The 22,186-nt window shown below is 65.9% G+C and carries 17 protein-coding genes and 1 pseudogene; 10 read left to right on the top strand and 8 right to left on the bottom strand.

From position 1 onward, the window contains the following. Window positions 1-61 precede the first annotated feature (61 nt). From VF716_RS11890 to VF716_RS11880, 3 genes are all read right to left on the bottom strand, one after another. Window positions 62-1,312 (bottom strand): acyl-CoA dehydrogenase family protein, encoded by a 1,251-nt coding sequence (locus tag VF716_RS11890; RefSeq protein WP_011914575.1) that lies wholly within the window; start codon window positions 1,310-1,312, stop codon window positions 62-64. Between the two features lie 183 nt (window positions 1,313-1,495). Then, window positions 1,496-1,936 (bottom strand): CopD family copper resistance protein, encoded by a 441-nt coding sequence (locus VF716_RS11885; protein ID WP_011914576.1) that lies wholly within the window; start codon window positions 1,934-1,936, stop codon window positions 1,496-1,498. A 70-nt stretch (window positions 1,937-2,006) separates the two neighbouring features. Continuing rightward, window positions 2,007-2,360: a hypothetical protein gene (locus VF716_RS11880; protein ID WP_011914577.1), complete on the bottom strand. Its 354-nt coding sequence runs from the start codon at window positions 2,358-2,360 to the stop codon at window positions 2,007-2,009. A 210-nt stretch (window positions 2,361-2,570) separates the two neighbouring features. Between VF716_RS11880 and VF716_RS11875 the strand changes: the two genes are divergently transcribed. After that, a complete protein-coding gene (locus VF716_RS11875) occupies window positions 2,571-2,990 on the top strand; it encodes a DUF488 domain-containing protein (protein WP_011914578.1) in 420 nt (139 codons plus the stop codon). Here the strand turns inward: VF716_RS11875 and VF716_RS11870 are convergent. Both VF716_RS11870 and VF716_RS11865 read right to left on the bottom strand, forming a co-directional pair. After that, window positions 2,974-3,972 (bottom strand): TRAP transporter substrate-binding protein, encoded by a 999-nt coding sequence (locus VF716_RS11870; RefSeq protein WP_011914579.1) that lies wholly within the window; start codon window positions 3,970-3,972, stop codon window positions 2,974-2,976. The genes VF716_RS11875 and VF716_RS11870 overlap by 17 nt on opposite strands. 365 nt (window positions 3,973-4,337) lie before the next feature. Next, window positions 4,338-5,334: pseudogene (locus VF716_RS11865) on the bottom strand (TRAP transporter substrate-binding protein). Window positions 5,335-5,689: 355 nt separating this feature from the next. Between VF716_RS11865 and VF716_RS11860 the strand changes: the two are divergent. The 3 genes from VF716_RS11860 (at window position 5,690) to VF716_RS11850 (ending at window position 12,440) form a co-directional block, all read left to right on the top strand. After that, window positions 5,690-6,691 carry an NAD(P)/FAD-dependent oxidoreductase gene (locus VF716_RS11860; RefSeq protein WP_037004342.1) on the top strand — a complete coding sequence of 334 codons (1,002 nt, stop codon included), beginning with the start codon at window positions 5,690-5,692 and terminating at the stop codon, window positions 6,689-6,691. A gap of 49 nt (window positions 6,692-6,740) precedes the next feature. Further along, a complete protein-coding gene (locus VF716_RS11855) occupies window positions 6,741-8,117 on the top strand; it encodes an L-serine ammonia-lyase (RefSeq protein ID WP_011914582.1) in 1,377 nt (458 codons plus the stop codon). A gap of 156 nt (window positions 8,118-8,273) precedes the next feature. After that, on the top strand, window positions 8,274-12,440 hold the full coding sequence (locus VF716_RS11850) for a CheR family methyltransferase (protein WP_440552716.1): 4,167 nt from the start codon (window positions 8,274-8,276) through the stop codon (window positions 12,438-12,440). 86 nt (window positions 12,441-12,526) lie between these two features. On the opposite strand, the gene VF716_RS11845 is transcribed toward VF716_RS11850, so the two are convergent. Beyond that, the gene (locus tag VF716_RS11845; RefSeq protein WP_013984009.1) at window positions 12,527-14,086 is read right to left on the bottom strand and encodes a sigma-54-dependent phenylalanine hydroxylase transcriptional regulator PhhR; all 1,560 of its coding nucleotides are present in this window, start codon (window positions 14,084-14,086) and stop codon (window positions 12,527-12,529) included. A gap of 245 nt (window positions 14,087-14,331) precedes the next feature. On the opposite strand from VF716_RS11845, the gene phhA reads away from it, so the two are divergent. From phhA to cynS, 5 genes are all read left to right on the top strand, one after another. Beyond that, window positions 14,332-15,117 (top strand): phenylalanine 4-monooxygenase, encoded by a 786-nt coding sequence (gene phhA / locus VF716_RS11840; protein ID WP_013984010.1) that lies wholly within the window; start codon window positions 14,332-14,334, stop codon window positions 15,115-15,117. Between the two features lie 226 nt (window positions 15,118-15,343). Beyond that, the gene (locus VF716_RS11835; protein ID WP_011914586.1) at window positions 15,344-15,700 is read left to right on the top strand and encodes a 4a-hydroxytetrahydrobiopterin dehydratase; all 357 of its coding nucleotides are present in this window, start codon (window positions 15,344-15,346) and stop codon (window positions 15,698-15,700) included. Beyond that, window positions 15,700-16,896 carry an amino acid aminotransferase gene (locus tag VF716_RS11830; RefSeq protein WP_125886020.1) on the top strand — a complete coding sequence of 399 codons (1,197 nt, stop codon included), beginning with the start codon at window positions 15,700-15,702 and terminating at the stop codon, window positions 16,894-16,896. The genes VF716_RS11835 and VF716_RS11830 overlap by 1 nt, the downstream gene beginning before the upstream one ends. 203 nt (window positions 16,897-17,099) lie before the next feature. Further along, on the top strand, window positions 17,100-17,861 hold the full coding sequence (locus VF716_RS11825; RefSeq protein WP_125856429.1) for a phytanoyl-CoA dioxygenase family protein: 762 nt from the start codon (window positions 17,100-17,102) through the stop codon (window positions 17,859-17,861). A gap of 84 nt (window positions 17,862-17,945) precedes the next feature. Next, the gene (cynS, locus tag VF716_RS11820) at window positions 17,946-18,395 is read left to right on the top strand and encodes a cyanase (protein ID WP_011914589.1); all 450 of its coding nucleotides are present in this window, start codon (window positions 17,946-17,948) and stop codon (window positions 18,393-18,395) included. 4 nt (window positions 18,396-18,399) lie between these two features. On the opposite strand, the gene VF716_RS11815 is transcribed toward cynS, so the two are convergent. Next, on the bottom strand, window positions 18,400-18,954 hold the full coding sequence (locus tag VF716_RS11815; protein ID WP_011914590.1) for an ankyrin repeat domain-containing protein: 555 nt from the start codon (window positions 18,952-18,954) through the stop codon (window positions 18,400-18,402). Window positions 18,955-19,065: 111 nt separating this feature from the next. Further along, window positions 19,066-20,604 (bottom strand): catalase, encoded by a 1,539-nt coding sequence (locus VF716_RS11810; RefSeq protein WP_048329869.1) that lies wholly within the window; start codon window positions 20,602-20,604, stop codon window positions 19,066-19,068. A gap of 291 nt (window positions 20,605-20,895) precedes the next feature. Between VF716_RS11810 and codB the strand changes: the two genes are divergently transcribed. Then, window positions 20,896-22,173 carry a cytosine permease gene (gene codB / locus VF716_RS11805; protein ID WP_125886021.1) on the top strand — a complete coding sequence of 426 codons (1,278 nt, stop codon included), beginning with the start codon at window positions 20,896-20,898 and terminating at the stop codon, window positions 22,171-22,173. Window positions 22,174-22,186: the final 13 nt, after the last annotated feature.

Raw genomic sequence — 22,186 nt, 5'->3', positions numbered from 1 at the left:
CATGCGCGCGAACGGAGATAGGCCGCGCGCCTTGGCGTCGCGCGGCCAGCAGCAGTCACGATCAGTGACGACCCGGCGGGGTTAGATAAGCCGCCGTGGCACCGCGGCTGGCTTCACTGGCCTTGATTTCCATTTTCGCGATGCTGCGCAGATGCACCTGATCCGGGCCATCGGCGAAGCGCAGCGCGCGGCCGCCGGTCCACATGTCGGCCAGCGGCGTGTCCGGCGTCAGGCCCATCGCGCCGTAGACCTGGATCGCGCGGTCGACCACGCTGGTGTGCATGCGCGGCACCAGCGCCTTGATCATCGAGATTTCCTTGCGCGCGGCCTTGGCGCCGACCTCGTCGATCATCCAGGCGGTCTTGAGTACCAGCAGGCGCGCCTGCTCGATCTCGATGCGCGACTCGGCGATCCAGTCGGCGACATTGGAATACTGCTGCAGGTACTTGCCGAACGCCTTGCGCTCCTGGCAGCGCTCGACCATCAGCTCCAGGGCCAGCTCGGCCATGCCGATCGAGCGCATGCAGTGGTGGATGCGCCCAGGCCCGAGGCGCGCCTGGGCCATCATGAAGCCGTCGCCTTCCCTGCCGAGCAGGTTGCTCGCCGGCACGCGCACGTTGCGCAGCAGCAGTTCGCTGTGGCCTTCCGGGGCGATGTGGTTCATCACCGGAATGTTGCGCACCAGCTCGACACCGGGCGTGTCGAACGGCACCAGGATCATGCTCTGCTGCTGATGAGTCTCGGCGTCCGGATCGGTCTTGCCCATGACGATCAGGAGCCTGCAGTTGGGATGCGAGGCGTTGGTGATGAACCACTTGCGTCCGTTGATCACGTAGTCGTCGCCGTCGCGGCGGATCAGCGTCTGGATGTTGGTGGCGTCGGAAGACGGCACGTCCGGCTCGGTCATGGCGAAGGCCGAGCGGATCTCGCCGTTCAGCAGCGGCTCGAGCCAGCGCTGGCGCTGCTCAGGCGTGGCGAACAGGTGCAGCAGCTCCATGTTGCCGGTGTCCGGCGCGTTGCAGTTGAACACTTCGGAAGCCCAGTGCACGCGCCCCATGATCTCCGCCAGCGGCGCGTATTCAAGGTTGCTCAGCCCGGTGCCCGGCTCGTCTTCGCCAAGCGATGGCAGGAACAGGTTCCACAGTCCCTCCTCCCGCGCCAGCGCCTTCAGGTCCTCCATGAACGACACGGGGTACTGGCCGGCAGCGACTTCCGCGTGCCAGGCGCCGATGCGCGGCACGATGTGGTCGTCCATGAAGGCCTGCAGCTGCTGCCGCAGGGCCTCCACACGCGGGCTGTAGGCGAAGTTCATGGCAGACCTCTGCTGACTGGAATGGATGCAGCCACCTTAGTCGCCGATACGGCGAACGCAACGAGACTGCAGCCACTGAATCGGCCCCGATAAGCACCACGAAAAGCGCCGGCAAACTTGACCGGAATCATCACCCCGCGCGGCGGACCTGCTAAGGCGCCGGACGGATGAAGGCGGCGTCGACTACCAGTGCAGGTAGAACATGCCCTTGGCCAGCAGCACGATGCCGATCATCTGCAGGAAGATGGCCCAGTGCAGCGTCCGGTAGCGTGCCGGCGTCATCCGCCCCTTGCGCAGCAGCACGGCCACCAGGCCGAAGGTGAGAAACACGCCGACCGCCAGCACGATCTTCAGCGTCAGTTGTGTGGCGAAGCTGCTGGCGAACGGATTGGCCAGCGCCTGGCGGTGATACCAGGCCAGGCCGATACCGGCGCCGTAGACGAACAGGACCACCCAGTGCAGCACTACCCGCGAGCGCGCACCTACGGCGCGCTCCACCAGCGGCATGGTCTGCTCGCCGATCTGCTGACGGATACGGCCGAGGATCATCACCTCGAAGAACAGCGTGCCGATGAAAAAGATCGCGGCCAGCAGATGCACCACATGCAGAACGGAATAACTCATCAGTGCCTCCTCGATGACGGTCAGCCGCGATCATCCCCCATCCGACGGCCGGCGGACCAGCCGCCGTGCATCAGCGGGTCGACGCGGTGACCCGCGCGCCATCGCGCTCGATGTGCTGGCCCTGCAGAAAGCGGTCATCCGAAGTGCGGATGCGGGCGATGCTGCCATCCTCGCGCTTGACCACATACAGCGTCTGCTCCAGCCCGGCGGCCTGCTGCGTGCCCTGCCCCATCAGATAACCGACCCCGCCACAGATCAGCGCCCCGATCGGGCCGCCCGCTGCGGCCCCGATCATGAAGCCGCTGAGCCCACCGAAGCCGCCACCGACGGCGCGGTCCTTGTGCACTTCCAGAATCTCGTCCGCACTGGCCAGTCCGCTTGCCAGGATTGCCGCTGCCGCCACCAGAACCTTTGCGCTTTTCATGTAATGCTCCTGTCGTAATTGATTTGCCGCCAAGGCTTCACTTCAGAAAGCGTGCCGCTTTTTAGTCCTTTGAAATCATAAAGATACGTATTAAATGGTTATAGAAACCCAATCGCATAGGGTTTGATTGACCCTTTCACCAGTAAAATAAACCACACCTCAGCGAACGAGCGGTCTAGGCTGGATTACCGATAACGAGGAGGTCTGGTGATGATTCAGTGCAAACGCGCCTATGCACCCGCCAAGGCCACGGACGGCCGCCGGATACTGGTCGACCGGCTATGGCCGCGGGGCTGCGATCGTCAAGGATTGGCGCTGGAAGCCTGGCTGGCGGATCTGGCGCCATCGACCGAGCTGCGCAGGGCGTTCAAGAACGGCACGCTGAACTTCGCCGAGTTCCGCCGGCGCTACCGCAGCGAGCTGGCGGCGCATCCGGAGCACTGGTGGCCACTGCTGGAGATGGCCGAAGGGGGCACCCTGACGCTGGTCTACGCGGCTCGGGATGAGCACGAGAACAACGCACGGGTACTGGCCGAATGGCTGGAGCAGGAGGGTGAGCGGCTGAACCGCCCGAGCTCGCCGGCCTGCATGGCCGGCGAGTTCGATCGCGGCCTCAGCGGCGACGATTGACCGTCATCGCGGCGCGAATCAGGTCCGCACCGATTTCGGCCTCGTAGGTTTTCCATACCGGCAGCATCTGCTCGCGCCAGGCCTGGCGTTCTTCCGGCGTGAGGGTGATCAGCTGGCTGCTGCCGCTGGCCAGGATGCGATCGCGGTCGCGCCGATTGACCGCCGCAGCCTCACGATTCACCGCCTGGGTGACCTCGAGAATGATGCCCTCCAGCTCCGAACGCACGGCGAACGGCATGCTCAGCCAGAATTCGTTGTTGGTGATCAGCATGTAGTCGAGCACACCGTGGTTGGTTTCGGTGATGTACGGCTGAACGCTGTGCATGTTCTGGCTGAGGATGTTCGACCAGGGGTTCTCGGCCCCCTGCACCACGCCGCCCTTGAGCGACTCGTAGACCTTGGCGAACGGCAGCACCACCGACTTGGCACCGACCGCCGCGAACTGCGCCTCAAGCACCGGCGAGGGTTGGATACGGAAGGCCAGACCCGCCGCATCGCTCGGCTTGCGCAGCGGCGCCGTGGCCGAGAGCTGCTTCAGGCCGTTGTTCCAGTAGGCCAGGCCGTAGACGCCGTGATCGGCCATGGAGCGCAGCAGCTGGCGCGCGGCCTCGCGCTTCTGGAAACGCTGCAGCGCCTCGGCGTCATCGAACAGGAACGGCAGATCGAATACTTGCAGTTTCTTGGTGTAGGGCGCGAACTTCGACATCGACGGCGCCAGCAGCTGCACCTTGTTGTCGAACAGCGCCTGCATCTCGTCGGCGTCGCCCACCAGCGTCGAGTTCGGATAGACCTCGACCTTCACCTTGCCGGCCATACGCTCCTCGACCAGCTGCTTGAGCAACAACGCCCCCTTGCCCTTGGGGGTGTCGTCCGCCACAACGTGGGCGAACTTGATGACGATCGGCCCGCCTTCGGCAGCCATCACGGGAGCACTCAACCAATACAGGGCTGCGACCAGCGCAGCGACACAAGACTTGTACATCCAACCCCCAATGGGAAAAGCCCGAAGGCGCCTCGTGAGCACCGTCCGAGTGGTTAGTCGATATGGATTGAAAAGGCCCGCTGACGCGCAACGCCAAGGGTCTTTTGCTGAGGTGGCCCGATCGACACGCGTGCCGCGGTCGTCGCTGGCCTTTCTTGGAATGCCGCTGCGGTGAATGCGGCGAGAGCCATCCGCAGCTATACGAAAGTCTTAGGGAACGCCGCAGATGGCACAAGGCCAGAAAGTGCGACCAGCTCTCAAAATGGCGTTTTGCTGGCGCATGAAAGCCCGGCGACGAGCCCGATCAGGCTCATCGCAGCGCTCTGGGCTGGGCGGCTCCGGCCGGTGAACCGGAGCCGTGGAGCTCAACGGCGGTTGACGGTCAGCGCGGCGCGCATGATGTCCGCGCCGATCTGGCTTTCGAACGACTTCCACACCGGCTGCATCTTCGTGCGCCAGGCCTGGCGCTGTTCCGGCGTCAGGGTGACCAGTGTGGCACTGCCGCTGGCGATCAGCTGTTCGCGTTCGCGCTGGTTGATCGCCGCCGCCTCGGCGTTCACCGTCTGGGTGACTTCAAGAACGATGTTCTCCAGCTCCGAGCGCAGCGCGAAGGGAATGCTGGTCCAGAACTCGGAGTTGGCCACCAGCATGTAGTTGAGCACCCCGTGATTGGTCTCGGTAACGTAGCTCGGCTTGCCGGCGGCGCTCTGCCCGCGCAGGTTCGACCAGGGCCCTTCGGTTCCCTGCACCGTGCCGCTCTGCATGGCCTTGGACACCTCGGAGAACGGCAGGCGCACGGCCTTGGCGTCGACCGCGGCGAACTGCGCCTCGAGCAGCGGCGAGGGCTGGATACGGAAGGCCAGACCCGCGGCATCGGCCGGGTTGCGCAGCGGCTGGCTGGCGGTCATCTGCTTCAGGCCGTTGTTCCAGTAGGCCAGGCCGTAGATGCCGCGCCCGGCCATCGAACGCAGCAGCTCACGGCTGGCCTCGCGCTTCTGGAAGCGCGCAACCGCGGCGTCGTCATCGAACAGGAAGGGCAGGTCGAATACCTCCAGCTTCGGCGAATACTCGATGAGCTTGGAGAGCGATGGCGCCAGCATCTGCACCTTGTTGTCCAGCAGCGGCCTGCATCTCGTCGGCATCGCCGACCAGCGTCGAGTTCGGGTACACCTCGACATCCACCTGACCGGCCAGGCGCTGGCGCACCAGCTTCTGGAAAAGCAGTGCGCCCTTGCCCTTGGGCGTGTCGTCCGCCACCACATGGGCGAACTTGATGACGATGGGCTCGGCGGCTTTCGCGGCCATTGGCGAAAGCAGGAGCAACAGCGCCGCACAGGGCGCAACAACCAGAGACTTGAACACGATCTACCCCCACGGGAAATAAGCCCGACACGGCGCCTCGTGAGCACCGTTCGAGTGGTGTTTGCAATTCGATATGGTTCAGCCGGCGCCGGGTGTGGCGAGGCTGGGATACAGCGAGGGGACCAGTGCACCGCGAGCGGAGCCGCAGGCTGGTCTTTATTGGAATGGCGGTGACCGATCGGTACGGGTTGGACCCTACGGTCACCGAGCCGCGCAGTTTTGGCCATCGACGGCTCTGGCACAAGGGTTGAAGCTCCAACCAGCTCTCAAAACCGCACATTGCATCCATCGGCCGGACCGAACTTTCTCGTCACGCCCCCCTTCTACTGGCAACCACCCGCCACCGGCCAACGCCATGCCCCCCGAGCAAGCGAACCCGCAAACTGCCGTGACCGACTGCCTGATCGTCGGCGGCGGTCCCGCCGGCCTCACCGCCGCGCTGTACCTGGCGCGCTTCCGACGCAGCTGTCTGGTGGTCGATGCTGGCAGCAGCCGCGCCGCGTGGATACCGCGGTCGCGCAACTACCCGGGCTTTCCACCGGGCATCAGCGGCAATGACCTGCTGGCCAGGCTGCGCGAACAGGCCGCTGGCTACGGCGCACGCCTGGAGCACGGCCAGGTCGAGCACATCGAGCCGCATGTCGAGGGCTTCAGCGTGCGTTACGGCGAGCGCAGCTGCATCACCCGGCGGATCATCCTCGCCACCGGTATCGAGGACCGGCTGCCGGACATGCCCGACATCGAGCCGGCCATTCACGCCGGCAAGGTGCGGCTGTGCGCGATCTGCGATGGCTATGAGGTCGACGGCGACAACGTCGCCGTGTATGGCGAAGCGGAAAGCGCCATCACCCACGCAGTGTTCCTTCGCACCTTCACCGACCGGGTCACCGTGGTGGTGCACGGCGACCAGGCGGCATGCGAACAGGCCATCGCCCTGGCCGAGCACTACGCCATCCGCGTGATCGGCGACCGGGTCGAATCCATGCAGCCCTGCGAGAACGGCATCGACCTGCTGACCTGCCGCGGCGACCGGCACAATTTCGACATCATCTACCCCAGCCTGGGCGCACGCTTTCGCTCGGAGCTGGCGCTGCAGCTGGGTCTGGACTGCGACGAATGCGGCGGTGTGAAGGTGGACCAACACCTGCAGACCTCGCTGCGCGGCCTCTATGCCATCGGTGACGTGACCCTGGGCCTGAAGCAGATCAGCGTCGCCATCGGCCAGGCCGCGCAGGCCGCGACCGCGGTGCACAACAGCCTGGAGGCCAACCCCTGGGGCGGCTCGCGCCAGGCCGCGGACCAGCCCGGCGCCGCGACCGCCCAGAACGACAACGAAAGCCTTCCCGATCAACCTTGACGGGCGGCCGAGGGTCTAGGCTTATACAAGCCTCGCCTGGAGCCTCCCAATGTCCCTCAGTGTCTTCGACCTGTTCAAGATCGGTATCGGCCCGTCCAGTTCGCACACGGTGGGCCCGATGCGCGCCGCCCTGCGCTTTGCCGAAGGCCTGCGCCGTGACGGGCAGCTGACAGCGACCCGCGCCATCAAGGTCGAGCTGTACGGCTCGCTCGGCGCTACCGGCAAGGGCCACGGCAGCGACAAGGCCGTGCTGCTCGGGCTGGAGGGCGAACATCCCGAATCGGTGGATACCGACAGCATCCCGGCGCGCCTGGCGACGATCCGCGAGCGTGGCGAACTGCGCCTGCTCGGCGAGCACCCGATCCCGTTCGACAGCCGGGCGCAGCTGGCCTTCATCCGCCGGCCGCTGCCCTTCCACCCCAACGGTCTGATCTTCCGCGCCTTCGACGCCGCCGGCCTGCAGCTCTGTAGCCGCGAGTACTACTCGGTGGGTGGCGGATTCGTGGTCGACGAGCAGGCCGCCGGCAGCGATCGCATCGTCGAGGACGCCACCGCACTGGCCTACCCCTTTCGCAGCGCTGCCGAGCTGCTCGATCACTGCGCTGCCCATGGGCTGTCCATCAGCCAGCTGATGCTCGCCAACGAGGCCGCCTGGCGGCCGGAAGCAGAGACCCGCAGTGGCCTGCTGCGCATCTGGCAGGTCATGCAGGATTGCGTCGAGGCCGGCTGCCGTACCGAAGGCGTGATGCCCGGCGGCCTCAAGGTGCGTCGCCGCGCGGCGGGCCTGTATCGCCAGCTCAGCGAACACCCCGAGGCCAACCTGCGCGATGCGCTCAACGTTCTCGACTGGGTCGATCTCTATGCGCTGGCGGTCAACGAGGAAAACGCCAGCGGCGGGCGCGTGGTCACGGCGCCCACCAATGGCGCGGCGGGCATCATTCCGGCGCTGCTGCATTACTACATGCGCTTCGTCCCGGGTGCGGACGAGGACGGCGTGGTGCGCTTCCTGCTCACCGCCGCCGCCATCGGCATCCTCTACAAGGAGAACGCTTCGATTTCCGGCGCCGAGGTGGGCTGCCAGGGCGAGGTAGGCGTGGCCTGTTCGATGGCTGCCGGCGCCCTGTGCGAAGTGCTCGGCGGCACGCCACAACAGGTCGAGAACGCCGCCGAAATCGGCATGGAACACAACCTCGGGCTGACCTGCGACCCGGTCGGCGGGCTGGTGCAGGTGCCCTGCATCGAGCGCAACGCCATGGGCGCGGTGAAGGCGATCAACGCCGCGCGCATGGCCTTGCGCGGCGATGGCCGACACTTCATCTCGCTGGACAAGGTGATCCGCACCATGCGCCAGACCGGCGCCGACATGAAGAGCAAGTACAAGGAAACCGCCCGCGGCGGTCTGGCGGTGAACATCATCGAGTGCTGAGGACATGGGCCGCGCCACGCGAGCCGGCCGCACAGTAATCGCGTGCGCAAAGCCGTATCATCCGTTCGGCAGCACTGCTCGGCAGCGATGGACTCCCTGCTTCGTTCTGCTGTCTGCCCTTTAATGCCCGGAAGTCCCAATGCACCCGAGGATTCGATGAGTACCAGCCCTGAGCCGTCCGTGCCGAAGAACAGCAACCTGACCCGCAGCACGCTGCAGTTTCCCGTGGTCGGTATCGGCGCCTCGGCAGGCGGCCTCAAGGCGCTTATCACGCTGTTCGAAAGCATGCCGGCCGATTGCGGCATGGCCTTCGTGGTGATCATGCACCTCTCGCCCAAACACGAGAGCAAGGCCGACCAGATCCTGCAGAAGGCGACCCGCATGCCGGTGCTGCAGGTCACCCAGCCGACGCCCATCGAGCGCAACCACATCTACGTGATTCCCCCGGCGCTGGACCTGTCGATGAACGACGGCTACCTGCGCCTGACCGAGCCGCAGCGCGAGCGTGGCGTGCAGGTGGCCATCGACCTGTTCTTCCGCACGCTGGCCGACACCCACCACACCCACGCCATCGGCATCGTGCTTTCCGGCAGCGGTGCCGACGGTTCGGTGGGGCTGTCGCGCATCAAGGAACAGGGCGGCATCACCCTGGCGCAGGAACCCGGCGATGCGGAGTTCGAGTCGATGCCGCGCAGCGCCATCGAAACCGGCATGGTCGACATCGTTCTGCCGGTGGCCGACATCGCGCAGAAGCTGGTCGAACTGCACCGCAACATGCAGACGCTGCTCGAGCAGTTCCGCCCGGTGCCGGCGCCCGAGGACGGCGAGCACCCCGCGGTCGAGCCGGGCGAGATGGACTACATCCAGGCGCAACCCCAGACCAAGCCCAACGAGCTGGCGCTGCGCGAGATCCTCGCCGCGCTGCGCACCCGCACCGGCCACGATTTCCGCCATTACAAGCTGGCCACGGTACTGCGCCGCATCGAACGGCGCATGCAGGTCAATGCCCTGCCCGACATGCCCAGTTACGCCCGGTACCTGCAGGGCAACCCGGAGGAAACCCCGGCACTGCTGGCCGACATGCTGATCGGCGTGACCAACTTCTTCCGCGACCGCGAGGCCTTCGAGGCGCTGGAACGCGACATCATCCCCGTGCTGTTCGAGCAGAAGCTCGCCACCGATGACCGCGCTCTGCGGGTCTGGGCCGCGGCCTGCTCCACCGGCGAGGAAGCCTATTCGCTGGCCATGCTGCTCACCGACCAGGCCGCCCACAGCGGGGTCGACATCCAGACCCAGCTGTTCGCCACCGACATCGACGATCGCGCCCTGGAAACCGCGCGCGCCGGCGTCTACCCCGAGGCCATCGTCACCGACGTCACCCCGGCCCGACTGCGCCAGTACTTCGTCAAGGATCAGAACCAGCTGCGCCTGCAGAAGGAGCTGCGCGAGCGAATCCTCTTCGCCCGTCACAACATCCTGCGCGACCCGCCATTCTCGCGGCTCGACCTGATCTCCTGCCGCAACCTGATGATCTACCTGGACCGCGACATCCAGATCGAAGTGCTGCGCATGTTCCACTTCGCCCTCAACCCCGGTGGCTACCTGTTTCTCGGCAGCTCCGAAACCGCCGACGTCTGCAGCCAGCTGTTCACCGCGGTGGACAAGAAGAACCGCATCTACCTCGCCAAGGAAGTGGGCTCCTCGCTGCGCCGCGCGCCCCTCGGCCCGGTGCACGGCTTCACCCTCAGCACGCCGCCGCGCCCGCCGTTCAGCGAGCCGCACCGGCGCCACCGCAAGTTCTCCTTCGCCGACGTGCACCAGCGCGCGCTCGAGCAGTACGCGCCGCCCAGCGTCATCGTCAACCAGGAGGCGGAGATCGTGCACATGTCCGACCGCGCCGGGAACTTCCTGCGCTATGTCGGTGGCGAGCCCTCATTGAACCTGACCACCCTGGTGCATCCCCAGTTGCGCCTCGAACTGCGCACCGCGCTGTACCAGGCCGCCCACACCGGCAAGAGCGTCGAGGCTCGGCGCGTGCGTCTGGAGCGCGACGGCCGCAGCTACTATGTGAACATGGTGGTGCGCCCGTTCCGCGACAACGAGGCAGGCAGCGACTACATGCTGGTGCTGTTCGACGAAGTGGAAGCCTGCATGGACAGCAGCACACTGGAGGATCCGGACACCAAGGACAGCGTGCTGACCCAGCTCGAGGCGGAACTGCAGCACACCAAGGAGCGCCTGCAGATCACCATGGAGCACTCGGAAACCTCCACCGAGGAACTGCGCGCCTCCAACGAGGAGCTGCAGGCGATCAACGAGGAATTGCGCTCGGCCACCGAGGAGCTGGAAACCAGCAAGGAAGAGCTGCAGTCGATCAACGAAGAACTCACCACCGTCAACTACGAGCTCAAGAGCAAGGTCGACGAGACCAGCAAGATCAACGACGACCTGCAGAACCTGATCTCCTCCACCGACATCGCCACGGTCTTCGTCGACCGCAAGATGCGCATCAAGTGGTTCACCCCGCGTGCCAGGGACATCTTCAACGTGATCGGCAACGATGCCGGCCGTTCGCTGTTCGACATCACCCATCGGCTGGACTACCCGCTGCTGGCCAAGGACGCCGCCGAAGCCTTCGAAGAGCTGCACCTGGTCGAGCGCGAGGTGCGCGACCGCGAGGGCCAGCACTGGTACCTGGCGCGCTTCCTGCCCTATCGCACGCTGGACGACCGCATCGAAGGCGCCGTGCTGACCTTCATCGACATCAGCGACCGCCGCCGGGCCGAGGAAGAGCTACGCGCCGGCGAAGCCCACCTCAAGCTGCTGGCGCAGAGCACCAAGGGCTACGCCATCATCACCCTGGACTGTGACGGCCTGATCACCACCTGGAACTGCGGTGCCGAGCTGATCCTGGGTTACCGCGAAACCGAAGTGCTCGGCCAGACGGTGGACATCATCTACACCGAGCAGGATCGCCAGGCCGGTGTTCCGGAAGCCGAACGCCAGCGCGCACTGCAACATGGCCAGGCCACGGACGAGCGCTGGCACGCCCGCCGCGATGGCAGTCGGTGCTTCCTCAGCGGCCTGCTCAATCCACTGGTGGATGGTACGGGCAAGGTCATCGGCTTCGCCAAGATCGCCCGCGACCTCACCGAGGAACGCCAGCGCAGCTCCGAACAGCAGAACGAACTGGAGAGTGTGCAAGCGGCCAACCTGCAGAAGGACCAGTTCTTCGCCGTACTCTCCCACGAGCTGAAGCACCCGTTGAACCTCATCCAGCTCAACACCGACCTGGTCGCCCGCTCTCAGGCGGTGAAGAACAACCCGAGCCTGCACAAGGCGACGCAGTCGATCCAGAACGCGGTGCGCAGCCAGTCGAGGATCATCGACGACCTGATGGATGTCTCGCGCATCCGCACCGGCAAGCTCAAGCTGCACTTCGCCACGCTGCGCTATCAGGACGTGCTGCGCGGCATCGAAGCGGTGTTCGCGCCGCTGGCACAGAGCGAGAACATCAGCTTCGAGAGCTTCAAGCCGGACGCCCCCATCTACATCCAGGCCGACCCGACACGCCTGGACCAGATCATCTGGAACCTGCTGAACAACGCCTGGAAGTTCTCCAAGGGTGGCGAACGCATCTGCATGCAACTCGAGCGCGAGGGCGACCAGGCCCGGCTCGACGTCATCGACACCGGCGAAGGCATCAGCGCCGACTTTCTGCCCAAGGTCTTCGATATGTTTGGCCAGGCCGAGATGCAGCATGCGCAGCGTGCCAAGCACGGGCTGGGCATTGGCCTGGCGCTGGTCAAGCAGCTGGTCGAGGCGCACAACGGGCGCATCGAGGCCTATTCGGAAGGCATCGGCCGCGGCGCGCGCTTCAGCGTCTGGCTGCCGGTGCATCTGCAGACCGAACTCGAACTCAGCGACCTGGCCAATGCCGATGACGCCGGTGGGCTCAGGGGCATCCGCATCCTGCTGGTGGACGACTCGCCGGACATCCTCGAAACCATGTGCGAGCTGCTGCAAAGCGAGGGCGCCGAGGTCACCACTGCCGACGGCGGTGCGCGGGCCATCGAGCTGGCCGAGCAGACGCCGTTCGATGTGATCGTCTCCGACATCGGCATGCCGGAGATCGACGGCCACAAGATGATGGCCATCATCCGCCAGCAGGGCGCCAATCGGGACACCCCGAGCATCGCCCTGACCGGCTACGGCACCTTGCGCGACGTGGAAAAGGCCATGGCCGCGGGCTTCACCCTGCACCTGCGCAAACCCATCGACCTTCAGGCGCTGATCGACGCGGTGAGCCAGGCGGTGCACTGACTGCCACGCTCGGTAGCAGGTTGATGGCTCGCGGACGTTCATGCTCCCGCCGAGCATGAAGCGCTCTGCGCGGCCGCCAGCAGGCCTCAGCCGTCGGCCCTGCCCACGCCATGCTCGCGCAGCTTGTTGGCGATGGTGGTATGCGACACGCCAAGGCGCTTGCCCAGCTGACGGCTGCTCGGAAACTGCTTGTACAGCCCCTCCAGCACGGCCTTCTCGAAGCGCCCGACGATGCTGGCCAGGTCGCCCTCCAGCGAAAAATCACCCAGTGGCTGCGCCGCGCCGTAGCCCGGCAGACGGATGTGCTCGGGCTTGATGATGCCGCCCTCGCACAGCGAAACCGCCTGGAACAGGGTGTTCTCCAGCTGCCGCACGTTGCCCGGCCAGTGATAGCCGGCCAGGCGCTCCAGCGCCTGCGGCGAGAGCGTCGGCAGCGCACAGCCGATCTGCCGGCTGGCCTGATCGATGAAGTGCAGCGCCAGCGGCTGCAGTCCGTCCAGACAATCGCGCAGCGGCGGAATGTGCAGCGACAACACGTTGAGCCGGTGATACAGGTCCTGGCGAAATTCACCCTTGGCGCAGAGCTCGGACAGGTCCACCTGGGTCGCGCAGATCACCCGCACATCCAGATAGACCTCTTCGTCGCTGCCGACCCGGCGGAAGCCGCCGTCCTGCAGGAAGCGCAGCAGCTTGGCCTGCAGCCGCGGGCTCATCTCGCCGACGCCATCGAGAAACAGCGTACCGCCTGCGGTCAGCTCCAGCAGGCCGAGCTTGCCTTCCGGCCGCGCGCCCTCGAAGGCGCCGGGGCCGTAGCCGAACAGCTCGGTCTCGGCCATCGACTCCGGCAGGCCGGCGCAGTTGAGCGCCATGAAGGGTGACTGCCCACGCGGGCTCGACAGGTGACAGGCGCGCGCCAGCAGTTCCTTGCCGGTGCCGGTCTCGCCCTCGATCAGCAGCGGCGCATCCAGCGGTGCCATGCGCCGCGCCTCGCGCACCACCGCGGCCATCACTTTCGAGCTCTGGAAGATGCTGTCGAAGCCGCGCAGCTCCTGCTTGCGCACCTGGTAGATGCGTTCACCGACCCGGTCGGCGCGATGCAGGGTCAGCACCGCGCCGGCCAGCGCCTCGCTGTCGTCGTGTTCGGATTGCAGCGGGGCGATGTCGGCGAGGAACACATCGCCCTTGATTTTCACCCGCAGCCCGTTGATCCGCGCCTTGTTGGCGCGCACCAGTTCCGGCAGGTCGAAGTCCTCGGCGTAGCGCGACAGGCTCATGCCCGGGACCTCGTCGACGCGCACGCCGAGCAGCTGCGCAGCGGCACGGTTGGCGGCAACGATGGCACCGCTCATGTCGATGGAGAGGACGGGGAATTCCAGCGCGCCGAGCAGTGCATTGAGTTCCAGGGAATGCCGCTCGCTGGGCATCAGGCTGACCTTGCGCAGCTCGAACACGCCGGGCAGCGCCTCGATCTTCGGCCGTAGCGCCTGCAACTGCAGGTTCATCAGGTTGGGGCAGTGCAGGTAGACGGCATTGCCCTGCTCGCCGCCCACCTCGCCGCGGGCCACGTTGATGCCGTAATCCACCAGCAGGTTGAGCATGTCGCGCAGAATGCCGACGCGGTTCTGGCAGAGAATCTTGATACGCATGGCGGAGCCCTGTTGTCTTGTTGTGGGGCCGGCGCTGCAGTGCAGCGCAAATTATCGTCAAGATTATTTGACAGTTTGCTCGATTGGCAACGCCGCCGATCCAGCTGCCGACCTCTCTGTCATGGATTTCTTACAGCGCAACACCACGCACATGCGACATTGCGCCACAGCGCCTCTCCCCTGCGGCACGCCTTCGCGTTCGAATGAGGGCAACAACAAGATGCCCAAGCGGCCCAGGAGAAGCGATGAAGACCACCCACTACGTAGCCCGCGAACCGGACGCGCAGGGGCATATTCATTACCCCGACGCCGAGCACGCGGTGTGGCAGACGCTGGTCGAGCGTCAGCTGAAACTGCTCGACGGGCGCGCCTGCCAGGAATACCTCGACGGCCTCGACCAGCTCGCCCTGCCCCACGAGCGCATCCCGCAGCTCGGCGAGATCAACCGCGTGCTGGCCGCCACCACGGGATGGCAAGTGGAGCGCGTACCGGCGCTGATCCCCTTCCAACGCTTTTTCGAACTGCTGGCAAGCAAGCGTTTTCCCGTCGCGACCTTTATCCGCACCCCGGAAGAGCTGGACTACCTGCAGGAGCCGGACATCTTCCACGAGATCTTCGGTCACTGCCCGCTGCTGACCAACCCCTGGTTCGCCGAATTCACCCACACCTACGGCCAGCTCGGCCTCGAGGCCAGCAAGGAGGAGCGGGTGTTCCTTGCCCGCCTGTACTGGATGACCGTCGAGTTCGGCCTGGTGGATACGCCCGCCGGCCGGCGCATCTATGGCGGCGGCATCCTTTCCTCGCCGAAGGAAACGCTCTACAGCCTGTCCGCCGAACCCGAGCACCAGCCGTTCGACCCGCTGGAGGCGATGCGCACGCCCTATCGCATCGACATCCTGCAGCCGCTGTACTTCGTCCTGCCGGACCTCAAGCAGCTGTTCGACCTCGCCCAGCAGGACATCATGGCGATGGTGCGCGAGGCCATGCGCATGGGCCTGCACCAGCCGAAGTTCCCGCCGAAGGCGGCGTAGCGTGGACAACGCCGCAGGCTTGTCCACGCGTTTCGCTGGTCGAAGCCGACGCGTGGAAAACGCTTCGCGGTTTTCCACCCTACGCTGATCTAAACCCTGCGGAAGGAACCTGGCCGCAAAGCCTCCTACTTTGTAGGGTGGATAACGCCGAAGGCTTATCCACGCGGCCAGTAAGCCCCGGCCAATTCACCTACCCTTTCCAATCTGCAAACAAAGGACCTACACCATGACCGCCCTCGCCCAAGCCCAATGCGAAGCCTGCCGCGCCGATGCACCCAAGGTGTCCGATGAAGAACTGGCCGAGCTGATCCGCGAGATCCCCGACTGGAACATCGAAGTGCGCGGCGACCACATGGAGCTGGAACGTGTCTTCCTGTTCCGCAACTTCCGCCACGCCCTGGCCTTTACCAACGCAGTCGGCGCCATTGCCGAGGAAGTCGGCCACCATCCCGCCCTGCTCACCGAGTGGGGCAAGGTCACCGTCACCTGGTGGAGCCACGAGATGCGCGGCCTGCACCGCAACGACTTCATCATGGCCGCCCGCACCGACCAGCTCGCCGCCAGCGCGGAGGGCCGCAAGTAATGCACTTCGGCCAGATTCCCCGCGTGCCCGGCGACCCGATCCTCGGCCTGATGGACCTGTATCGCGCCGACACCAACCCGGCCAAGCTCGACCTGGGCGTCGGCGTCTACAAGGACGCCCATGGCCTGACGCCGATCCCGCGCGCGGTGAAGCTGGCCGAGCAGCGCCTGCTGGACAGTGAGCAGACCAAGAGCTACATCGGCGGCCACGGCGACGCCCAGTTCGGTGCCCTCTTGCTGCGTCAGGTGCTTGGCAGCCGCGCCATTGCCCTCGGCGAGCAGCGTGCCGGCTGCACCCAGGCGCCGGGCGGCACCGGTGCGCTGCGCCTGGCCGGCGAGTTCATCGCCAAATGCCTGCCAGGGCGCAGCATCTGGCTGAGCGATCCGACCTGGCCGATCCACGAAACCCTGTTCGCCGCCGCCGGCCTGCGCGTGCAGCACTACCCCTACGTCGGTGCCGACAACCGCCTCGATGTCGACGGCATGCTCGCCACGCTGCAACAGGTGCCGCCTGGCGACGTGGTGCTGCTGCACGCCTGCTGCCACAACCCCACCGGCTTCGACCTGAATCACGACGACTGGCTGCGGGTGCTGGACGTGGTGCGCGCGCGCGAATTGCTGCCGCTGTTCGACTTCGCCTACCAAGGCTTCGGCGACGGACTGGAAGAGGACGCCTGGGCCGTACGGCTGTTCGCCGAAACGCTGCCGGAGATGCTCATCACCAGTTCCTGCTCGAAGAACTTCGGCCTCTACCGCGAGCGTACCGGCGCGCTGATCGCCGTCACCAGCGATGCCGAGCGCCTGCTCGACGTGCGCAGCCAGCTCGCGTCGCTGGCCCGCAACCTCTGGTCGACGCCACCGGCCCACGGCGCCGCGGTGGTGGCGACGATCCTGGCCGATGAGCCGCTGCGGCAGATCTGGCAGGACGAGGTGGAGCGCATGCGCCGGCGCATCGCCAACCTGCGTCAGGGGCTGGTCGAGGCGCTGACGCCCTATGGGCTGGCCGAGCGCTTCGCGCACATCGCCCGGCAGCGGGGGATGTTCTCCTATACCGGCCTGACCGCCGAGCAGGTACGCCGGCTGCGCGCCGAAGATTCGGTGTATCTGGTGGAAAGCGGTCGCGCCAACGTCGCCGGGCTGGATGCCGAGCGCCTGGACGATCTGGCCAGGGCCATTGCACGGGTGGTGCAGGCCTGAACGATGTGAAGGTGCGCGCCGGTGACGCCGCTTCTGGCGACGCCGCCGGGTGCGCCGGAGCGAGAGAGCAGAGGCGCGGCTCGTGACCACGCGACTGGCTGCCGCAGCAGCGCCGGCACAGTAGCGCCGCAAGCTTTCAACCGGCTTTCAACGCGCAGCCGAGCTGCCTATGCTGGAGTCTGGCGCTCTACCCGGCCGATGCCATGACCGACTCCGTCACCCTTCGGCAACAGCTCGCCGCCCTGCATCAGCAAGGCTTCGTGCTGTTGCCTGCCGTACTCGATCCCGCGGGCATCGCGGCGCTGCGCGAAGCCATCGATGGCCTCGAACCCATCCACTGGGATTACCAGGGCCTGGTCGACGACCACTACAAGTGCGTCTTCAATCGCTCGCCGTTCTGGCTGCGCTTTCTTGATCTGCCCGGGGTGATCGAACTGGCCGAGGCGGCACTCGGGACGGACTGCCATATCATCGGCCAGACCGCCTGGCGCAGCCGCCCGGGCTTTATCGGCGGCGAGCTGCATGCCGACTACCTGGCCATGGAGCTGCCGGAAAGCCTGCTGGCCGATCCCGCCTTCGAACTGCCGATGCAGATCTGCACCGCACACCTGTATCTGGATGACATCGACGCCGACCTCTGCCCGACGCTGGTGATCCCCGGCAGCCACCGCGCCGGGCGCAAACCGCAGCCGGGTCAAACCCAGTGGCACGGCCGCTCGGCCGAGCCCGTGCTGTGCAAGGCCGGCGACATGCTGCTGTTTCGCAGCGACCTCTGGCACGCGGGCAGCCGCAACCGCAGCGCCGAGCGCAGCCGCTACCTGCTGCAGATCCACTATGGTCGGCGCATGGTGGCGCAGAAGTTCTCGCCCTACCTGCACTTCCGTTTCAATCCCGAGGTGCTGGCCGCCGCCACACCGCGCCAGCGCCGCCTGCTCGGTGAGCACGAGGCGGCCGAGTACGACTGAACCCCCTGGCACCGAACCTGCATCGACCGAGGCCCGCCGCGCCCGCGCGGCCATTGACTCGCATTCGCCAGATGAGGATTCGCCATGATCAGCAGTCGTGAACAGGTCACCCAGATGATCGTCGCCGCCAAGGTGCGCAAGGGCCTGAAGTGGGCGCATGTCGCCGAAAGCATCGGTATGTCCAAGGAGTGGACCACCGCCGGTTGCCTCGGCCAGATGGCCTTCGACAAGGCCCAGGCCGAGACCCTGGGGCAGCTGTTCGAGCTCTCCGACGAAGCCGTCGCCTGGCTGCAGATCGTCCCCTACAAGGGCTCCCTGCCCACCGCGGTGCCGACCGATCCGCTGATCTACCGCTGGTACGAGCTGGTCAACGTCTACGGCACCACCATCAAGGAACTGATCCACGAGGAGTTCGGTGACGGCATCATGAGCGCCATCGACTTCTCCATGGATATCCAGCGCCAGAGCGACCCCAAGGGCGATCGCGTCAACGTGGTGCTGTCCGGCAAGTTCCTGCCCTACAAGAGCTACTGACGGATCAGCGGGTGCGGATCTCCCCGCGCGCCAGGCTTTCCACGCTGTTGCCCAACGGGTCCGCCGCATTGAGGTCCGCACCACGCTCGCGCAGCGCCTGGAGCAATGCCTCGCGCTGGAACAGCGCGGCGTACATCGCCGGCGTCTGCCCGGCGTTGTTGCGTTGGTTGGGATCGCACTCGGTGGCCAGCAGACGCTTGGCGATGCCGAGCTCACCCTTGAAGATGGCCCCGAGCAGGGCGGTGTTGCCGCGCTTGTCCTCGGCGCAGGCATCGGCCCCGGCGGCGAGCAGGCGCTCCACGGTCTCGCCATGGCCGTTGTAGGCCGCCAGGATCAGGGCGGTATAGCCCTTGTCGTCGGCGCTGTTCAGGTCGTACCCGGCCCGGATGAATTCGTCGAGGACCTCGTTATCGCCGAAGCGCGCGGCATTGAAGAAGTAGTCGCGCAACTGCTGCCGGACCGCCTCGGGCGTGTCCACAGCATCCGTCAGCGGGCCATCGGCGGCCAGGGCGGCCCCGCTGCCCAACAGCAGCGCTGCCATCAGCAAAAGACCTTGCATATAGCCTCCACAAAAAAAGACCCGGGCCATCGCCCGACCCGGGTCGAAACAACCGACGCCCATGCAGCGCAAAGGAGCCTCCACTGCATGCCGGGCGCCGGTCCGGGGACCTTAGTCCTTGAGCTCGGCGGCCAGCGCCTTGACCCGCTTGAGGTCGGCCTTGGCGACCTTGGTCAGGCCCTCGCCGTAGTTGGCGTCGGCCTTGTAGAAGAACGACAGCAGGATGTGCCTGGCCTCGTCGTCCGCCTTGGCCAGCTCGCCGCCCAGGGTGTTGATCAGGTCGGTCTGCTCCTTCTTGCTGAACGAGCGATACAGATCGCCGGCCTGCTTGAAGTTCTGCTGACGCTGGATCGGCGCCTGCTGGGTGGTCCCGCTCAGCGGCAGCTTGGAGTAGACGGCGCGTGGCGTTTCCTCACGGTTCTCGCGGCGGCTCGGCTGGTAGTTGACGCTGCTGGTGGTGTGGCCGGCGTTCAGCTGGCCGTCCTGGTTACCGTTGTTGACCGGCACCTTCGGGCGGTTGATCGGCAGGCTCATGCCATTGGCACCGACGCGGTACATCTGGGTATCGGCGTAGGAGAACAGACGGCCCTGCAGCAGGCGGTCCTCGGACGGCTCGATGCCCGGCACCAGGTTGGCCGGCGCCATGGCGACCTGCTCGGTTTCCTGGAAGATATTGTCCGGGTTCTTGTTCAGCACCATCTGGCCGATCTTGCGCTCGGGCACGTCAGGCCAGATCTTGGTGGCGTCCAGCGGATCGAAGTCGAACCTGGCCAGGTCCTCCGGCTTGAGCACCTGGATCATCAGGTCCCACTTGGGATAGTCGCCGCTGTCGATGGCGGTGATCAGGTCACGGGACAGGTGGCTGTAGTCCTTGCCCTGCATCGCCTCGTTCTCTTTCGGGTCGAGGTTCTTCAGGCCCTGCAGGCTCTTCCAGCGGAACTTCACATAGTGGGTTTCACCCTGCTCGTTGACGAACTTGTAGGCGTGCACGCCGTTGCCATCCATCATCCGGTAGCTGGCCGGAGTGCCCTGGTTGGAGTACAGCAGGGTCAGGGTGCGGGTGGCTTCCGGGTGGTGCGAGAGGAAGTCGAAGCGGCGGCTGTCGTCATCCAGGTTAGTGCGCGGGTCCGGCTTGAAGGAGTGGACCATGTCCGGGAACTTGACCGCGTCGCGGATGAAGAAGGTCGGGAAGTTGTTGCCGACCAGGTCCCAGTTGCCATCGGCGGTGTAGAACTTGGTGGCGAAGCCGCGCGGGTCGCGCAGAGTTTCCGGCGAGTGCAGACCGTGCACCACGGTGGAGAAGCGCACGAACACCGGCGTGGTGCTGCCCTTCTCGAAGACCTTGGCCAGGGTCAGGTCGGAGATGTCTTCAGTGGCGGTGAACTCGCCATGGGCACCGGTACCACGGGCGTGCACGACGCGCTCGGGGACGCGCTCGCGACCGAAACGCTGCAGCTTCTGCAGCAGCTGCACGTCCTGCAGCAGGGTCGGGCCGTTGGGTCCGGCGGTCTGGGAATTCTGGTTGTTGCCGACCGGCGCGCCATTGTCGCGGGTCAGCGGGGCAGCGTGGGCAGGCAACGCAAGGAGGCTCGCGGAAAGGACGCCCAGCGCAAGGCGCGCTGGCGTGGAGCCAAAGGTCATACGGGACATGGGTGATTCCTCTTCGATTTTCTGATGCGCTTATGGCGCGTCCGAAAGCCTAAGAGGGGGGCCGAAGATGCCCCAATTGAATAAGCCGAACAGCGCGATAGAGAAAATGTCGCGCCGCGTGGAGGAACTTCGCGCCAGGCGCCATGGCGGTGCGAGGCGACAGGCCGCTGCACCGCGATGAGACATTCGCCGCCGTCATCCGACGCGACAGCCCCGCTTGGCCGATCGGTCAGCTATGGCATGGCATCTGCACTCCCAGCGCATTCAACCGGCGCTTGCGGAGCAACCACCATGATACAGCCCGTCGATACCGACTACCCCCTGAGCGAAGTGCCCGCCGGCGCGCGCAAGGGGCTGTGGTCCACCTCCATCCTGCTGTTCGGCTTCACCTTCTTCACCGCCACCATGTTCGCCGGCGGCAAGATCGGCCTGGCCTTCGACTTCAAGACCATGCTCTGGGCCGCGGTGATCGGCAACCTGCTGCTCGGCCTCTATGCCGCCGCGCTCGGGCTGATCGCCTGCCGCAGCGGGTTGAACTCGGTGCTGATGGGGCGCTTCTGCTTCGGCGAGGTCGGCAGCCGGCTGTCCGACTTCCTGCTCGGCTTCACCCAGATCGGCTGGTACGCCTGGGGCACGGCGACCATCGCCATCGTCCTGGTGCGCCTGCTGGCGTTACCGGAAAGCTGGACGATGCCGTTGATGGTGCTGTTCGGCTTCGGCTTCTGCCTGACCGCCTTCGTCGGCTACAAGGGCCTCGACCTGCTCTCGCGCATCGCGGTGCCGGCGATGCTGATCCTGTTGATCGCTTCGCTGTGGACCGCGACCCGCGACATTGGTGGGCTGGACGGCCTGCTGGCGGTGCAGCCTGGCGACAGCCTGACCCTCGGCATGGCCATCACCATGATCTTCGGCACCTTCGTCAGCGGCGCGACCCAGGCCACCAACTGGACGCGCTTCGCCCGCAGCAGCAAGGTCGCGGTATGGGCCAGTCTGATCGGCTTCTTCATCGGCAACGGCCTGATGATCGTCGCCGGCGCCTACGGGGCCATCGTCTACCAGCAGCCGGACATCGTCGAAGTGCTGGTGCTGCAGGGCCTGTCGATGGCCGCGGTGGTGATGCTCTTTCTCAACCTCTGGACCACCCAGGACAACACCATCTACAACTTCGCCGCGGCCGGCTGCAACCTGCTGCGCACCGAGCGCCGCCGCCTGGTAACCTTGGGCGGAGCCTTCGTCGGCACGCTGCTGGCACTCGGCGGCATGTACGAGTTGCTGATCCCCTTTCTGATCCTGCTCGGCTCGATCATCCCGCCCATCGGCGGCGTGATCATGGCCGACTATTTCTACCGCCATCGCGGACAGTACCCGAAGCTGGCCGAAGCGCACCTGCCCAGGTACAACAGCCTGGGCCTGGCGGCCTATGTGCTGGGTGCCGCCTGCGCCTACTTCTCGCCCTGGGTGGCGCCCATCGTCGGCATACTGGTGGCCGCCGCAGCCTATATTGTGCTGTACGAGGGCCAGCGCCTGGCCCTGTCGCGCACGGTGCTGACGCAAACCGACGCACGCTGATCAAGGAGCCACC

Source organism: Stutzerimonas sp. Brlt_14 (genome assembly GCF_051948915.1).
Lineage (GTDB): Bacteria > Pseudomonadota > Gammaproteobacteria > Pseudomonadales > Pseudomonadaceae > Stutzerimonas > Stutzerimonas stutzeri.
Note: the sequence above shows the minus strand (reverse complement) of the source record. Positions and strands in the feature narration are given on the sequence as shown.

Excerpts from the sequence above, each read along its gene's own strand:
- VF716_RS11825 (WP_125856429.1), top strand. The coding sequence starts at position 17,100 with ATGACCGACTCCGTCACCCTTCGGCAACAGCTCGCCGCCCTGCATCAG.
- VF716_RS11810 (WP_048329869.1), bottom strand. The coding sequence starts at position 20,604 with ATGTCCCGTATGACCTTTGGCTCCACGCCAGCGCGCCTTGCGCTGGGC.
- VF716_RS11850 (WP_440552716.1), top strand. The coding sequence starts at position 8,274 with ATGAGTACCAGCCCTGAGCCGTCCGTGCCGAAGAACAGCAACCTGACC.
- VF716_RS11875 (WP_011914578.1), top strand. The coding sequence starts at position 2,571 with ATGATTCAGTGCAAACGCGCCTATGCACCCGCCAAGGCCACGGACGGC.
- VF716_RS11815 (WP_011914590.1), bottom strand. The coding sequence starts at position 18,954 with ATGCAAGGTCTTTTGCTGATGGCAGCGCTGCTGTTGGGCAGCGGGGCC.
- phhA (WP_013984010.1), top strand. The coding sequence starts at position 14,332 with ATGAAGACCACCCACTACGTAGCCCGCGAACCGGACGCGCAGGGGCAT.
- VF716_RS11860 (WP_037004342.1), top strand. The coding sequence starts at position 5,690 with ATGCCCCCCGAGCAAGCGAACCCGCAAACTGCCGTGACCGACTGCCTG.
- VF716_RS11855 (WP_011914582.1), top strand. The coding sequence starts at position 6,741 with ATGTCCCTCAGTGTCTTCGACCTGTTCAAGATCGGTATCGGCCCGTCC.
- VF716_RS11845 (WP_013984009.1), bottom strand. The coding sequence starts at position 14,086 with ATGCGTATCAAGATTCTCTGCCAGAACCGCGTCGGCATTCTGCGCGAC.
- cynS (WP_011914589.1), top strand. The coding sequence starts at position 17,946 with ATGATCAGCAGTCGTGAACAGGTCACCCAGATGATCGTCGCCGCCAAG.
- VF716_RS11885 (WP_011914576.1), bottom strand. The coding sequence starts at position 1,936 with ATGAGTTATTCCGTTCTGCATGTGGTGCATCTGCTGGCCGCGATCTTT.
- VF716_RS11890 (WP_011914575.1), bottom strand. The coding sequence starts at position 1,312 with ATGAACTTCGCCTACAGCCCGCGTGTGGAGGCCCTGCGGCAGCAGCTG.
- VF716_RS11870 (WP_011914579.1), bottom strand. The coding sequence starts at position 3,972 with ATGTACAAGTCTTGTGTCGCTGCGCTGGTCGCAGCCCTGTATTGGTTG.
- VF716_RS11880 (WP_011914577.1), bottom strand. The coding sequence starts at position 2,360 with ATGAAAAGCGCAAAGGTTCTGGTGGCGGCAGCGGCAATCCTGGCAAGC.
- VF716_RS11835 (WP_011914586.1), top strand. The coding sequence starts at position 15,344 with ATGACCGCCCTCGCCCAAGCCCAATGCGAAGCCTGCCGCGCCGATGCA.
- codB (WP_125886021.1), top strand. The coding sequence starts at position 20,896 with ATGATACAGCCCGTCGATACCGACTACCCCCTGAGCGAAGTGCCCGCC.
- VF716_RS11830 (WP_125886020.1), top strand. The coding sequence starts at position 15,700 with ATGCACTTCGGCCAGATTCCCCGCGTGCCCGGCGACCCGATCCTCGGC.